Origin of the sequence: Sphingobacterium olei (assembly GCF_005048855.1) — a bacterium.
GTDB classification, from domain to species: Bacteria; Bacteroidota; Bacteroidia; order Sphingobacteriales; family Sphingobacteriaceae; genus Sphingobacterium; species Sphingobacterium olei.
The window spans coordinates 294,293-308,267 of sequence record NZ_SUME01000001.1 but is presented as its reverse complement, the minus strand read 5'-3'; the positions used below and the strand labels follow the sequence as shown (position 1 = coordinate 308,267).

General features: G+C 38.7%; 17 protein-coding genes. 12 read left to right on the top strand and 5 right to left on the bottom strand.

What is annotated here, in order from left to right:
* Positions 1-176 precede the first annotated feature (176 nt).
* Complete coding sequence (gene catB, locus FAZ15_RS01340) at positions 177-812, top strand: type B chloramphenicol O-acetyltransferase (RefSeq protein WP_136899369.1); 636 nt, start codon at positions 177-179, stop codon at positions 810-812.
* A gap of 86 nt (positions 813-898) precedes the next feature.
* Here catB and FAZ15_RS01335 read toward each other — a convergent pair whose 3' ends face one another.
* Positions 899-1,693, bottom strand: a complete 795-nt coding sequence (locus FAZ15_RS01335) for a helix-turn-helix domain-containing protein (RefSeq protein WP_162304842.1) — start codon at positions 1,691-1,693, stop codon at positions 899-901.
* A gap of 322 nt (positions 1,694-2,015) precedes the next feature.
* The gene (locus tag FAZ15_RS01330) at positions 2,016-2,228 is read right to left on the bottom strand and encodes a hypothetical protein (protein WP_136899365.1); all 213 of its coding nucleotides are present in this window, start codon (positions 2,226-2,228) and stop codon (positions 2,016-2,018) included.
* A 302-nt stretch (positions 2,229-2,530) separates the two neighbouring features.
* Between FAZ15_RS01330 and FAZ15_RS01325 the strand changes: the two genes are divergently transcribed.
* The 10 genes from FAZ15_RS01325 (at position 2,531) to FAZ15_RS01280 (ending at position 12,139) form a co-directional block, all read left to right on the top strand.
* Positions 2,531-2,965 (top strand): hypothetical protein, encoded by a 435-nt coding sequence (locus tag FAZ15_RS01325; RefSeq protein WP_136899363.1) that lies wholly within the window; start codon positions 2,531-2,533, stop codon positions 2,963-2,965.
* Positions 2,966-3,194: 229 nt separating this feature from the next.
* Positions 3,195-4,463 (top strand): ATP-binding protein, encoded by a 1,269-nt coding sequence (locus FAZ15_RS01320; RefSeq protein WP_136899361.1) that lies wholly within the window; start codon positions 3,195-3,197, stop codon positions 4,461-4,463.
* A 315-nt stretch (positions 4,464-4,778) separates the two neighbouring features.
* Positions 4,779-5,312 carry a hypothetical protein gene (locus FAZ15_RS01315; RefSeq protein ID WP_136899359.1) on the top strand — a complete coding sequence of 178 codons (534 nt, stop codon included), beginning with the start codon at positions 4,779-4,781 and terminating at the stop codon, positions 5,310-5,312.
* 6 nt (positions 5,313-5,318) lie between these two features.
* Positions 5,319-6,053, top strand: a complete 735-nt coding sequence (locus FAZ15_RS01310) for a hypothetical protein (protein ID WP_136899357.1) — start codon at positions 5,319-5,321, stop codon at positions 6,051-6,053.
* A gap of 196 nt (positions 6,054-6,249) precedes the next feature.
* Positions 6,250-6,987, top strand: a complete 738-nt coding sequence (locus FAZ15_RS01305; RefSeq protein ID WP_136899355.1) for an energy transducer TonB — start codon at positions 6,250-6,252, stop codon at positions 6,985-6,987.
* Positions 6,988-7,090: 103 nt separating this feature from the next.
* The gene (locus FAZ15_RS01300) at positions 7,091-7,723 is read left to right on the top strand and encodes a hypothetical protein (RefSeq protein ID WP_136899353.1); all 633 of its coding nucleotides are present in this window, start codon (positions 7,091-7,093) and stop codon (positions 7,721-7,723) included.
* Between the two features lie 478 nt (positions 7,724-8,201).
* Positions 8,202-8,861 (top strand): hypothetical protein, encoded by a 660-nt coding sequence (locus tag FAZ15_RS01295; RefSeq protein WP_136899351.1) that lies wholly within the window; start codon positions 8,202-8,204, stop codon positions 8,859-8,861.
* 533 nt (positions 8,862-9,394) lie between these two features.
* Positions 9,395-9,784 (top strand): hypothetical protein, encoded by a 390-nt coding sequence (locus FAZ15_RS01290; protein ID WP_136899349.1) that lies wholly within the window; start codon positions 9,395-9,397, stop codon positions 9,782-9,784.
* 384 nt (positions 9,785-10,168) lie between these two features.
* Positions 10,169-10,597, top strand: a complete 429-nt coding sequence (locus FAZ15_RS01285) for a nuclear transport factor 2 family protein (protein WP_136899347.1) — start codon at positions 10,169-10,171, stop codon at positions 10,595-10,597.
* 417 nt (positions 10,598-11,014) lie between these two features.
* Complete coding sequence (locus FAZ15_RS01280) at positions 11,015-12,139, top strand: lipid II:glycine glycyltransferase FemX (protein WP_136899345.1); 1,125 nt, start codon at positions 11,015-11,017, stop codon at positions 12,137-12,139.
* A 51-nt stretch (positions 12,140-12,190) separates the two neighbouring features.
* On the opposite strand, the gene rhuM is transcribed toward FAZ15_RS01280, so the two are convergent.
* Together rhuM and FAZ15_RS22400 are read right to left on the bottom strand one after the other, a co-directional pair.
* A complete protein-coding gene (gene rhuM, locus FAZ15_RS01275) occupies positions 12,191-12,394 on the bottom strand; it encodes a RhuM family protein (RefSeq protein ID WP_162304831.1) in 204 nt (67 codons plus the stop codon).
* The gene (locus FAZ15_RS22400) at positions 12,387-12,518 is read right to left on the bottom strand and encodes a virulence RhuM family protein (RefSeq protein WP_202912288.1); all 132 of its coding nucleotides are present in this window, start codon (positions 12,516-12,518) and stop codon (positions 12,387-12,389) included. The genes rhuM and FAZ15_RS22400 overlap by 8 nt, the downstream gene beginning before the upstream one ends.
* Positions 12,519-12,605: 87 nt before the next feature.
* Here FAZ15_RS22400 and FAZ15_RS01270 point away from each other — a divergent pair, with 87 nt between their 5' ends.
* The gene (locus FAZ15_RS01270) at positions 12,606-13,574 is read left to right on the top strand and encodes an alpha/beta fold hydrolase (RefSeq protein ID WP_202912287.1); all 969 of its coding nucleotides are present in this window, start codon (positions 12,606-12,608) and stop codon (positions 13,572-13,574) included.
* 72 nt (positions 13,575-13,646) lie between these two features.
* On the opposite strand, the gene FAZ15_RS01265 is transcribed toward FAZ15_RS01270, so the two are convergent.
* Positions 13,647-13,955: a hypothetical protein gene (locus FAZ15_RS01265; RefSeq protein WP_136899343.1), complete on the bottom strand. Its 309-nt coding sequence runs from the start codon at positions 13,953-13,955 to the stop codon at positions 13,647-13,649.
* Positions 13,956-13,975: the final 20 nt, after the last annotated feature.

Genomic DNA, 13,975 nt, shown 5'->3' with positions numbered 1-13,975 from the left:
GTTTAGTAAATTTGAGTACGACAACTTCAATCGTCATTTTCGAGGATATACGTAAATTGCTTATATTCGCAGTATGAAAAAGTCGGATTAGCATATACAACGGAAATAGTTTCTTATTGAGGCAATATCTTATTGCCCTATTTTTCTATTGTATTTATTTTTAAAAATATGCTAAAATGATGAATTTTTTCGAAAGCCCTTTTAAAGGCAAAATAATCAAAGACCACATCACGAACCCCAACATTATTGCTGGTAAGTATTCCTATTATTCAGGTTACTACCATGGACATTCTTTTGATGATTGCGCACGTTATCTATTCCCTGATAGAAGCGATGTTGATAAACTGATTATAGGTTCGTTTTGTTCTATTGGAAGCGGAGCCAGTTTTATAATGGCAGGAAACCAAGGGCATCGGTACGATTGGATTTCCAGTTTTCCTTTCTTTTACATGATGGAGCAAGTCGATGGTTTCAAAGGTGCCGTTGACGGATTTGCCGGTGCCGGGAACACGGTGGTCGGTAACGATGTTTGGATTGGCAGTGAAGCCATGATTATGCCCGGTGTGACGATTGGAAATGGTGCAGTTATTGGTAGCAGAGCATTAGTTACTAAGAATGTTGCCCCTTATACAATAGTCGGTGGCAATCCTGCAAAACCAATAAAAAAGAGATTTACAGACGATGAAATCGAAATGCTCTTAGAAATTGAATGGTGGAACTGGGAGGAAAAAGTATTGGCAGAAGCTATTCCTTTAATTTGCACCGGGGATGTAAAATCGCTTTATGAGTTTTACTACAAACAGGTGAAATAGCTATTTTAAGTCCCCTAAGCGGGGACTTATTATTTTAAAATCGGATCTTTTTCACTTTACACCTGCTTAGCAGAACCGAAAGGCGATTAAATCTTCCATTCGGGAAAGTTCGCTACCTGCTCGTTCGCCTGACGTAGGAAGCGTTTCGGACTTGTTCCCGAAAATTCTTTGAACTCTCTGATAAAGTGCGATTGGTCGTAATAATTACATTGATAGGCAATGTCGGTCAGCTTGTCAAATTGGTTTTGGCGGATGTTCTCTAAAGCTAGTTGAAAGCGGTTTATCCTTGCATATAGATTTGGGGATATACCTATATGCTGTTTAAAATACCGTTCTAATGAACGTTGGGATAGGTTCAGTTCACTCTGTATTTTTGGTAAACTCACTCCTTTTTGAAGCTGTGCGGTTGCAAAATTTACTTTTTCGTTTTCGGTACTTCTTTGTTCAGCAAGATGTATCAAAAAGGAAGACAGCAACTCTATTCGCTGGTTGGAAGAAGTCGTATCGGAAAGTTGGTCAGTTATATTGGTATTAACCAGTTCGTCTATGCTAATATGTTGATTTGTCAACTCATTAGCATCTACTCCAAAAATGGATTTTAATGCGGTCGGTTCAAAATAAACGCCAATGTTTCGGAAACTTTTTATTGCTCTGTGTTCTGTGTACCGTGTAGTCTGCCCATATAAAAACAATTGCGGTAACTCTTGACTGTCTTTATCATGGAATGCTTTTTTGTTTTCCTGAAAAATAAGTCCCGGCAGGCCGTCCGACATTATCTTGAAAGTCTTTTGAGAAAAGTCTAAACTATCATCTTCCAATATCCAAAAATAGCGAACGTATTTCCGCAATGGTTCTGTTGGATATATTTGTTGATAGTTCATTCTTCTTCTTTTATAAACCATTAAAGTAATAAAATTTTACAACAAAATCACTTTTTCTCCCTTGCTTGCGCTGGTTTGTAACCAGTGCGCATCATCTCCCGTACATCACCTCTTGCCAAAGGTCTGCCAAGCCCAACAACCATGCAAAGCACCAGAAACATTTGCTCCGCGGAGTATCCCTTCGGTCGGTTCCAGCGCTAGCCTTGGTATCGTATCACTAAACTGGAAATACTGTTATAAAAAACTAAGAGCCATTCCTACGTAGAATCGCTCTTATTATAATATCTCAAAAAAGATACAAACTTTTCAAATTCTTCGATGCTTACAGCGCATTTACCTGATCTACTGTAAGACCTAATGCCTTTGCAATATCAGCAACTGCTACACCCATTTTCTTAAATTCTAAAGCAGAATCAAGTTTCTCAGCTAATTTCTCAGCCTCGGCCCTCGCACGCTCTTTTTGAATCCCTTTCTCTATCCCTTGTTGAATCCCTGCTTGCCGTTCTTGTTTTTTTAATATTTCTATTACACCCATGTCTATTGTGCCTCCGGTCACTTGGTAAATATATGAATCAAACTTAGTGAAAATTGTCTTACAGAAACAATCTTTCACGGTCTCTCATCGACCTATGAGAAATCAATTCTTCGATGAAATATACGATTTATTCAATGCCATAGCCACAGCTTTGACTTCTTGTCAAGTAGAAGCTGTGGGCATTTTTGTTTATTAGGTCCGCAGGAGTGCAGGCCTTTTTTTGGTTGCTTTTATCAAAAATTAGTATGATATTAGATTAAAGAAATTATTGACCCCTATACTCAAATTTAAATAAACGGGAGATGTATCACAAAGTATTATTATTAACCTTGCACATCTTATTACTCTTAGCACTTTGTGGATGCAAAAAAGAACGAGAAATTGATGAAACGGATATCCTTACTTCGAAAATTTGGAAACGTACTATAAACGATCTAAATCCGTCCAGTAATCCTCAAGGTGAATTTTCTTATGCGCCACTCAATGACTGTGATAAAGACAGGACTTATTCATTTTCAAAAAATGGGACATTGACACTTATCAATACGGGCACGAAGTGCCTCCCCGATGAGACGGAAACTACTTTAGTGAAATACAATTACAATAAAGAAAATAACGTGCTTACAATGGCAGCCAACATTTTCACTATCCTTGAAATTAGCGAGTCTCAGATTAAATTTAAGCACGTATTCCCAGACAATTCAGGAATTAGAGATTATGTATTTATTTTACAATAGTCCTGCTTTGATTAAAATCGAATATTAAAAGCGCACTTCCTTATTTTCCGACAAATTACCAAGTTGAACCACACTTGGTTGAATATGCTAGGACTTTAAATCGCTTTAAGTTATTACCGAAAGTGAGCAAAATTTCAAACAAATAAAAGAACAAAAAAACTATTTTTTTTAGCAATTTCAAAAGTTTAGTAAAAGGATTTTTGTTAGATTTGCTAAAGAGATCCCATTTATGAAGAATAGTACAAAGATAACGAATGCGAGTATAGAGTCGGCTGGCTTACCGAAGGATGCAAAACAGGTCATTGCTGAATATATATGGAATGGATTTGACGCTAAAGCTTCAACAGTATCTATGGATATCAGTAGCAATCAACTGGGCTATATAGAGCGTATCCGTATCTCGGACAATGGTGAAGGTATTGCTCCTGATACCCTAAATTATTCTTTTGGCAACTTTCTGGACTCTTTAAAAAAAGGGCAGCCGAAACGCACGTCGTATACTCGTGGCAAGAAAGGAAAAGGACGTTTTTCTTTCTCACTATTTGCAACACGTGCTACTTGGCATACCGTGGTCGCTATAAGTGATCAGTTGATGGGATATAAACTCCTAATCGATAGGGATACAAAAGAAGAATACGAAAACTCAGAACCACAACCTGCTACTGCGTCGAGTACGGGTACCATGGTGGTACTGGAAGGGGTATTTGGTGTGAATGCCGCGACATTGCAGTCTGAAGAATTTGTAGATTTTCTGGCGCAAGAGTTTGGTTGGTTCTTGCATCTCAACAAGGATGCAGGATACAGTATCCAGATCAATGGAAAAGCTATCTCTTACCAACAGCTGATTCAGGAGACGGACGAGACTTCGTTTACGATATACAGTCCCGAAGAGAACTCTTTTGTGTTTAAGGTAAACTATATCCGGTGGCAATATCCTATTGGAGATCGCTACTACTACTATTTTTTAAACAGCCATAAAGTGGAGGTGGCCAAGCAGTTGAGTAGCTTCAATAATAATGCGATTGAATTCCATCATTCGGTGTATGTGGAATCAGCTTTTTTTAACGGGTTTGACCTGTCAGACATGACATTGTCGACAGAAGGAAACTTATTCAGTGAAAAGGGACAGCAGATAGTTTACCGCAAATTATTGTTGGAACTGCGTGAGATGCTTGAGCGTAAACAAAAGAAATACGTGCGCGAACAAGCGGTGGGTGTTAAGCTACAGGAACTGCTACAAAAGAATCTACTTCCACACTACAGTTCTTCTGCTAGCGATCAGAAACGTAAAAATACATTATTGCAACTGATACAGGAACTATATATTGCTGACCCACGAGCGTTTGTGGGTATCAAAGTAGATTTGATCAGAACGTATCTCGGATTCTTGGACTTGTTGCTACAAACTGATCGCAAAACAGAAATATTACCTATCGTGGAGCAAGCCATCCCGCTATCCGACAAAGAACGCGAACGGATCCGGAAGATTTTGGGTTAGATTAAAGCATTAATGAATTCGCTACGCAGTGCGTGATGAATTAGAGGGTGTACTGCTGCAGCATCTTAATGGATTGAGTACCCTTACCTGGGGTTAAAAGAAATCGAATAGAACGATCTCCCACAGTAATAATTGGTTATTTCAATTTTGAAAGGGAACTCGTGTTCAAATATGTTGAGACAGATAAGGTCAATAAAGCCGATAGCGTGATGTTGTCGGTAAATTAAAACAAGACCATTCATTAGTGCATGTAGTGGATTTTTTATTAAGTTTGTCTTCTTAACTTATCATATTATGAGTGCCGGCTTTATAACAATGTGTATCACTTTTGCGACAATGGGCTGGCTAGTCAATGTCGCGAGAGCAAAAGGATCTAGCACGCTAGTCCTAGAAAACGGAGATAGAGTCCTTAAAAATCATATCGCCTTTGCCGTCTTAGGCTACCTTATTGGTCTAGTTTTTTTATTTTTCATTGGACTCGGTTTTTATTTTGGTTGGGATTCGGCACCCGACAAAACTTGGACTTCCTATATTTTCCCTGTACTTATGCTGTTGGCCCTGCTTTATGGGTTTATTTACATTACTTTTTACTACTATAATCATCGCGTAATATATAACTCGGAAACTATTACAGCCTATGATGCTTGGGGAAGAGCAAAAACCATTAGATGGACCGATTTAAAAGATGCTGACGTCAATGTCTTTATGCAGGAGATCCGTCTATATTCGAAACAGGATGGTAGAATTGTAATGGGTCGCTATTTATATGGTCTTGACGACTTCTCGCAGGAGTTTGCTACGCATCACCCCTATCTTGTGCAACGCATACTGGATAAACCTTTGTATTAATAGCCAATGCTTTTTTACACCGCCTCAGATAAAGAAATCTTAAAGATAAGAAAGGAAATTTTTCTTGAAAGAGGAATTCCTGCTCTTTATAAAAAGGGATTTGTAAAGGCTCCTTTTTCAGGTTCTCTTTTCGGATGGCACCCCGGTATAGGACACTTGTACCAGTTATGCAGAATATCAGACTCTAAATTTTTAGAGATGGTATCTGTCGATATTCTCAGAGGCGATAGATGGATCCAAGTCGGGTTAAACATCTTCAAACTAACGCCAGCAGTGGATGATATAGAACAGCTTCAGGGGCTGAGTGGCATACAGTACAGTATACCGCCCAACAGTTTAACTTCAATGCGATTACATTCGGACGACATCCGGGGCATTCCCCTATTCAGCTGCGATTTCATGGCCGACCATCATAAACTAAAATATTCTTTTACAAAAAACGGATTTGAAAAACAGGTAAATAAATTGAGCAATCGGATCGAAAAGGATTTGAATGACATCGACTTCTTTATCAAAAGATGGCATGAACTTTATAGTCCTATCAAAACTACTTGGGAAGGTTTTATAGAAGGTTTCGAAAGTATGACACTTGCCGAACGGTTAGCAGCAACCGGACTGACCAAGCGATTTGAAAATGCTCGAAAAAAGGATAAGGAAGAAACAAAGCGAATTCTCAAATGGCTCAAAGTAGATGATAGTTTCGCTGATGAAGGAAAGTCGAATAGTTTTCAAGTTCTTTAAGTAGAGATACTCGTTCCTTCATTTTTTGCGCAATTGGTTTGAAATATCCCGCTAACCTTTCTTATGGTCTTATCAGTGGATTTACGCAGTCAGAGATGATATTGTTTTGTAGCAAGTTTTTAGTAATTTTAAAAACAATTATTAGTTTATAAAATTTACGAAAAATAGAAATGTATCTGTAGATTAACCAAAACCGATGAAAAAAATAATTGACCTAAGACAAGTACGTTTAGTGCTTTGCATAGCCGCTATGGCTAGTATATTTTCAACTCGCGAGGCTAGCGCCCAGACTACCGACACCGTATATTTTAATGCAAAATGGGAAAAGACGGATCGTGACAACAAGCACTTTTACCGTGTTATATCTCGTAACGATAATACCAAACCAATCCGCGTACAGGACTTTTATCCAAATGGAGTTAAGCAAATGGATGGATGGTATAGCTCATTAGAGCCTGAGGTAAGAGACGGGGATTTTACTTGGTGGCATGAGGACGGGATAAAGCACCGCAAGATGACTTTTGACAAAGGAGAGCCCACGAAGATCACCGAGTGGGATAAAGAGGGAAAAATAACACGACAGCAGGAAGCTGTAAAAACGGTTAGTCATATTAATGGTGAACGCGTGCGCGACCGCAAAGCACTGGAGAAAGCGCCTGTCTTCAATCGCGGAAAATCTTCGTTTCCGGATTATGTAACCAGACATCTCGAATATCCAGCTGGCGCGGAAGGAATAAGTGGCGAGGTAATCGTCCGTTTTGTGGTGGATAAAAATGGAAGAACAAGGGATGCCGAAGTGGTACAAGGTGTGCATAAAGTTCTCGACGACGCTGCACTTGACTTGATAAACTCTCTACCGCAGTGGACACCGGGAGTATTGGATGGTAAGAATGTCGACATTAAGATGGAGCTACCATTACGTTTTAATCGCTGAAACCTACTATCGTTTAAATTGTATAGTTTTTCGGATATTCCATAACGTTTAGGGTTCGAAAAAACCGCATAAAGAAACATTAACAGTCATATGTAAATCAAATATGAAAACCTCAATAAAAAAAATCTGCATCCTTCTTTTTTCCCCATTGTTCTTTGTTAATTGCACTATTGGGCAAGAGACCGGCTCGACCGCTATTGAAGAAAAAGAGCCTATCGAGGTTGTAAAAGAACGTATTCAAGCCTTCTTAGAAAAGGATTATTCCGAGCTTGGAGAACTGCTTTATGAATTTGAATTCAAGGTTAAGACGGACAATTTAGAAGATTACGAAGACGGTTATATACCATGGGCAAGCCTTTCCGATCCTAAACGCGATCTACCAAACCTGCATAATAAAAATGAGATCATCATCAAGTATCCTCAGATAAAAGTAATGATTGACTATCCGGTCACAAACATCTATGAATTTAATCTGAAATCTAAAAAAGGCTTCACAAGAGCACAGCTGTTGAGTGAAATAAGCAAGCATTATCACTTGATGTATGAGGAAGAAGAAAAGACAGCTACAATTAAAACCATTCCACCTGCCGAACGGACTAAAATGTACAACAGAAATGAAACAAATGGAAGATACGGCTTGTGGGGGCATGATATTTCGGACATGGATATATCTGGAGCAATGATCTATAAAAATGATAAAAACGAAATTATTATTGTTCCCTTTATTGAATCGTAGAGCGGTTTTTAGTTAAAAGAACAGTAATCCAATAAGTTTTAAAAGAAAATTACTTGAAAAAGCATAGAAAAGCAATGGATAAAGATCACGCTTTGCCGAAGCACTGGCGTATTTTTATCATTATTTTTGTTTTAATTTGTCTTTTATACCTTTTTATCAAAGGTGGAAACGGAGGTAGCTGGTATCCCGGCCAGCCAATACATATAAGATAGATAGGTTGCTCTATTACAGTGTGACGCAGCGGAAGTTGTTTACACCCTTGATGAGATAATGTTTTTTTAAGATCGTAAATAATTTCACTCTTCGTCAAACTATTTTTGAGCTGCAATAATCAATGATCCAGCCGACATCAAAAGGACATCTTTATCTTCGTTAGAATCCAACGCATGCCCCACAGATAGCAGTATATCTGTAATTGAAATCAAATACAATGGAACGATAAAATGAATTTGATTTATTATATTTAATCAAAAGAACTATGGACTTGTATATTATTGCCTGCATGGCTCTTTGGTTGTATCCATTTCTAGCTTATGTGATCTACCGAACGACATTAAAAGCTGCAAAAGTTCGGAGAAAAATACTATTAAGTCTTATAACCGTAAATATTGCTGGGATAATTGGATTATGTGCCGGAATTTCAACTTTATGGATCGTCTTAAATGCAATAATTGTTAGTACACTTTACCTCACAGTATGCCTTTTATTCTGGATAGGTCAGGATAGCAAGAGCACTATCATAAAAGTTCTCTCCATTATCAGCATGATTTTGACTTTTTCATCAGGTTTTTTTGCCGGCTCTGTAGGTCTATTGGGTGTAGCGTTTGCGCTTGGCGAATACACCCCGAGTTCGACAATTAGGTTAGATCAGGATTTTGTATACCAAGAATATCACCTGGGAAATGCATTGACAGATTATAAAGGTAAACGAATTAAAGTATCCAAAAAATTACCGCTAGTTCGATTTCTGCAGTGGAAGATATTCGAAAGAGAGTACTATGACATCGATGCGTATAAGAATCCAATGAAGGTACGATACGATAAGGAAGAGAAATCGCTTACCTTATCACCCATCGCAGGCAAATTTAAAAATGACAGTAAATATAAGTGGCCGGACATTATTCAGCTCATGCAATAAAAATAATTTGATGAAGTATCGATAGCTTTATAGGTTTGAGGTACATAATAACACCTGTTGTAGCTCGTTTTGCGCCACGAGGTTGCTATCGGAAATGTTTCTAAAATTGTAACCCACCACGTTCGACTGTCAAAAAGCAAAGTGCGTAAAATGCACACTAGTAGTTAAGAAAAATCGGAAATTCCGATTTTTCTTACCAATATTATAAAGACTGGTTGTTCGGAAATTCCGAACAACCAGTGCCAATAACGAACGCAACTGCTATTACAGCGAATTACTAGATCTCCGCAAACTCGTATTGCCTTGCTGTGGCAGGTAAGATAATAAGAACGTTCTCCTTACCGGAAGTAGTGACTTTCATGCAGCCTATTGATATACAAAAATATTTTTTTGCTGGAGATAATATCGGTTTAAACTTCGACGTTATATAGGTAATTTCATAATTTAGGTTAATAATTGGTTTGGTAAAATCCCGTTGCTCCCCGCTACGGGATTTTCTATTTGCTTGGGATTAAACAATCACTTTTGCGACAATGGGCTGGCTAATCAATGTCGCGAGAGCAAAAGGATCTAGCACGCTAGTCCTAGAAAACGGAGATAGAGTCCTTAAAAATCATATCGCCTTTGCCGTCTTAGGCTACCTCATTGGTCTAGTTTTTTTATTTTTCATTGGACTCGGTTTTTATTTTGGTTGGGATTTGGCGCCCGACAAAACTTGGACTTCCTATATTTTTCCTGTACTTATGCTGTTGCCCGTGCTTTATGGGTTTATTTACATTACTTTTTACTACTATAATCACCGTGTAATATATAACTCGGAAACTATTACAGCCTATGATGCTTGGGGAAGAGCAAAAACCATTAGATGGAAGGATTTTACTCTAAATTCTTCTAATAATTCTTCTCCCAAACCCGCTGTATAGATTTTTTGGGAGGTAACGAGTCTATTCCCATTCATATCCAATATTCGTTCTCAAGTGGCTGTGTGGGACTTTAATTGTGAGCCAATTGGTATCTAGGACTGCTTCGTCATACTTCCTCGCAGTGACGAAGGAGTACCTCCTGCTCGCGACGAGAACGATAACTTCTCTTGTACACATTTGAATTTAGTGATGCAACCATAGCGTGATCTTTTGCGTCTTTAAGACATGAAAGGCTTAGTAAATGCTTCGTATATTTTTCACCGATTCCTTTTCGGGATTCACCGAATAATTGGAGGTGCTGGTCTAATCGCCATTCCTTAGTGGGGACTTCTGCCCTACTTTTGATTCAACAATACGACATAACAACTTTTAAAACATAAAAAAATGAAAACAACTATCATCACCACCATCGCAACAGCTCTTATCTTATTTGCTTCTTCTATGGCATTCGCTGCTAAGAAAAACAGTCCTACGAAAAACATGAATGCTATGCGTACCATCGCTACGTATCTAGATGCTACCGCGTTAGGCAATGCACAATTTAACGAGCATTTATTTGCTACTGATTTCGAATACTACAACTCCGCCAACAATAACAAGCACAGTAAAAAGGACTATACTAAATTCTTAAAAGAAAACAAAGGATTGCAGTACAACTGCAAAACGACTTACGAAATACTGGATGAAAGCGGAAACTCTTGCGTAGCGAAAGCTACTATGGAGTTCGAAAAATTCACCCGTGTAGACCACATTACACTGAGCAACACCAAAAATGGCTGGCAGGTAAGCAAAGTGGTAACGACATACCCCTAAAACTGGGTATTTTTGTTTCAACCTAGGCCTGCAGGAGTGCAGGCCTTTTTTTTCTGAAAGTGTCTATTTCTCAAAGGCCATCAAGAACTTTCATGCCTGTTGGTGATTCAATGGATCATGAAAGTTTTGTTTAAAAGGGAACATTGATATTGGATATAGTGACCTTGGTTTTGTTTATTTAAAAATCTGGCCAAGCAGCTACCGGACAGCTGAATATGAAACTTAACTACAGGTTGTGAGGGAATAGAATATGTAGCGGTCGTCCGGTTTTGTTCCAATATCTTTATTATTGCTGATCGGTTTATGAGAAACATAATATAGGAACTTCAATTTTCCCTTCTTGCACATTTTTGACAAATCAACCCTTAAATTTGGGTATGTTTGCCATTTTTGGGCTATAGTAATCGAAATAAGGAAATGATAACAGATATTGATGAGAAAAACATTAAGCAAGTTTATAAAACATCTATTATCCAACAGACAGCGTATTGGTCTGAAGTAAAAAAACTCCAGGGACTGACATCAAAGGCTTTTAACTTTAAAACCCGGCAACGCGACCTTTTCGTTGACTGCATGGATAATTCCTATTTTATCGGAGATTTACTCGTGATCATTCAATCGATTGATAAAAATCATTGTATAGCTTATGTTCCCTATGGTCCTGAGGTTGAGCCTTCAGAAGAGTGCCAAGGTTTTTTTCTAGAACAACTTTCTGAAGGTTTGAGAGACTTTTTGCCTAACAATTGCATCATGATCCGATACGATCTGTCGTGGGAATCTCTGTGGGCCAAGAGCGAAATTTTCTATGCTCCTGACGGTACTTGGCTTGGTGCACCCGATTATGGTATCCAGGAAATGCGACTGAATATTAATACGGAAAATTGGCGCCTTAAAAAGGCGAATACGAACATATTGCCTTCTAATACCATTTTTTTGGACCTGAAAAGAAACGACGACTGGCTACTATCGACGATGAAACCCAAAACCCGTTACAATATCAGATTATCTTCTAAAAAGGGCGTGGAGGTTCATCTTTTGGGATTAGAAAGTTTAGGGATATGGTATAAACTGTATAGCGAAACAGCGATCAGGAATAATTTTGTATTACATGATATCAGTTATTTCGAAGCCATACTGTCGACCAAGGCAAATGACACGCTTTCTCCAGCAGATGTTTATTTATTGATTGCACAGATAGACAATAAACCCCTAGCGGCGATGTTCTTAGTGATATCAGCGCAAAGGGCAACATATTTGTATGGTGCTTCTTCGTCTGAAAACAGAAACTATATGGCAACGTATTCGTTGCAATGGCAAGCAATGTTATTGGCTAAAGAGAAAGGCTGCACCGAATATGATTTTTTCGGTGTATCGCCACAGGCTGACCCTGCTCATCCTATGTATGGTTTACATAGATTTAAAACAGGTTTTGGCGGCACCATATATCATCGTATGGGGTGCTGGGATTATCCGCTAGACGAAATAAAATACAAATATTACGCATCAACAGAATTTAGAAACCAAAGCTACCATCTTGTATAATATATATAACAGGAAAAGATTTTTATAACACTCTTTGCAACAATCATATGCCTAATTCTCTTCTGCGAGCCCTGAAGCGATCTGGTACGTGAAGTGAACTCGCCCTGTTCGGATACGCGCCAATAACTCATCGAAGTAATTGTCCCCTCCTGCCTGCTTAAGTAGCTCGTCATTCATCGTAAAGCCTTTGACAATATATTCGCGCAGACGTACTGTAGCCCCTTGGCGGAACTTCGTGCTTTGATGGCTAGACACGGTAGCCTACAGAGATAATGGCGTAGAGGTTGTAATAGTTGGTATCATAATTATTGCCTTCCGCAGCAGTTGTCCGGAAATTCCGGACAACTGTAATTTCGCTTAATTCTTGCATCTTTGACATAGACGGGGCTAATATATTCCTGGCCACTGACATAAGGCTGTCACTTGGCAGGCATAAGTTTGCATCATTAATTAAATCTTCTAAAGAATGAAAATGACAAACGAAAATAATTCTATGCTTAACGCAAGTAATTTTTACCAACCCGATCTTATTTCAGTCAACGGTGTGATACTGGAAGTATTTGAAGCGGGTAAACAAAATGCTGGAAAACCTATTGTGCTCTGTCACGGCTTTCCGGAACATGCTTTTTCTTGGCGTCATCAGGTGCCTCCACTTGTTGCAGCTGGCTATCATGTCATCATTCCAAATCAGAGAGGGTATGGCAACTCATCCAGTCCGACCGAAGTAACTGATTATGACATTGATCACTTGACGGGTGACCTCGTTGCACTACTTGATTACTTTGGATATGAAGATGCCACTTTTGTTGGTCACGATTGGGGTGCAAATGTGGTATGGAGTTTGGCACTATTGCATCCTGAACGGGTAAATAAAATAATAAACTTGGCTTTGCCTTATCAAGAGCGTGGAGAAAGACCATGGATTGAGTTTATGGAAGCAATATTTGGAGGAGACTTCTATTTTGTTCACTTCAATCGGCAACCAGGGGTAGCAGATGCTATAATGAATGAAAACGCATCCCGGTTCCTCCGTAACATATTCCGCAAAAACGTACCTCCCACACCACCGGAACCCGGAATGCTAATGATAAATCTCGCAAGAGCGGAAAAACCACTTGGGGAACCCTTAATGGAAGACAACGAACTGTCTGTATTTGTTTCTGCTTTTGAGTCATCAGGGTTTGCAGGAAGTATAAATTGGTATAGAAATCTTGATCGAAACTGGCACTTAATGGCGGACATAACCCCAATCATTCATCAGCCGACTCTTATGATATACGGTGAACAGGACACGATTCCAAAATCTGAAAACCTAAAAAATATCGTTCCTAATTTGGATATTGTTAGTTTGGAGTGTGGTCATTGGATTCAACAAGAAAAACCAGAAGAAACTACCCAATCGATTTTAAAATGGCTAGAACAACAAAATGCTTAATAGGGAAATAGCGCTATTCGATGGGAGTCTTTCATTACTTTTAATTGTCTCCACAGTGTAGAGACAATCACTTTAAATAGTGGTTCTTAAGAGGTGGCGTGGGAGAGCTATTTCTAATTTCCCCGTACAGGTCACTGGTCGTATTAATTCATTAAAACCGGATATGGTATTTAAGCGCAGATGTAATCCTCCAGTATAGTTATCATCTGCATTTCTCGCAAAGAAATTTAGCATGTCATTTTCGTGGAATACACCTACGCCCACAATCTCGTTAAAAACTGGCGTTATCTTTTTTCGGTTTCTAACGCTATCTGGGGCGAAATCTTGCGCAACGCATAGATACGAACTTGATAGTAGACAAAAGAACATCCACGCTTTCATATAGGATCTGATATTTAATT

Coding starts and splice junctions, on each gene's coding strand:
- catB (WP_136899369.1), top strand. CDS start 177: ATGATGAATTTTTTCGAAAGCCCTTTTAAAGGCAAAATAATCAAAGAC.
- FAZ15_RS01335 (WP_162304842.1), bottom strand. CDS start 1,693: ATGAACTATCAACAAATATATCCAACAGAACCATTGCGGAAATACGTT.
- FAZ15_RS01330 (WP_136899365.1), bottom strand. CDS start 2,228: ATGGGTGTAATAGAAATATTAAAAAAACAAGAACGGCAAGCAGGGATT.
- FAZ15_RS01325 (WP_136899363.1), top strand. CDS start 2,531: ATGTATCACAAAGTATTATTATTAACCTTGCACATCTTATTACTCTTA.
- FAZ15_RS01320 (WP_136899361.1), top strand. CDS start 3,195: ATGAAGAATAGTACAAAGATAACGAATGCGAGTATAGAGTCGGCTGGC.
- FAZ15_RS01315 (WP_136899359.1), top strand. CDS start 4,779: ATGTGTATCACTTTTGCGACAATGGGCTGGCTAGTCAATGTCGCGAGA.
- FAZ15_RS01310 (WP_136899357.1), top strand. CDS start 5,319: ATGCTTTTTTACACCGCCTCAGATAAAGAAATCTTAAAGATAAGAAAG.
- FAZ15_RS01305 (WP_136899355.1), top strand. CDS start 6,250: ATGAAAAAAATAATTGACCTAAGACAAGTACGTTTAGTGCTTTGCATA.
- FAZ15_RS01300 (WP_136899353.1), top strand. CDS start 7,091: ATGAAAACCTCAATAAAAAAAATCTGCATCCTTCTTTTTTCCCCATTG.
- FAZ15_RS01295 (WP_136899351.1), top strand. CDS start 8,202: ATGGACTTGTATATTATTGCCTGCATGGCTCTTTGGTTGTATCCATTT.
- FAZ15_RS01290 (WP_136899349.1), top strand. CDS start 9,395: ATGGGCTGGCTAATCAATGTCGCGAGAGCAAAAGGATCTAGCACGCTA.
- FAZ15_RS01285 (WP_136899347.1), top strand. CDS start 10,169: ATGAAAACAACTATCATCACCACCATCGCAACAGCTCTTATCTTATTT.
- FAZ15_RS01280 (WP_136899345.1), top strand. CDS start 11,015: ATGATAACAGATATTGATGAGAAAAACATTAAGCAAGTTTATAAAACA.
- FAZ15_RS22400 (WP_202912288.1), bottom strand. CDS start 12,518: ATGTCAAAGATGCAAGAATTAAGCGAAATTACAGTTGTCCGGAATTTC.
- FAZ15_RS01270 (WP_202912287.1), top strand. CDS start 12,606: ATGAAAATGACAAACGAAAATAATTCTATGCTTAACGCAAGTAATTTT.
- FAZ15_RS01265 (WP_136899343.1), bottom strand. CDS start 13,955: ATGAAAGCGTGGATGTTCTTTTGTCTACTATCAAGTTCGTATCTATGC.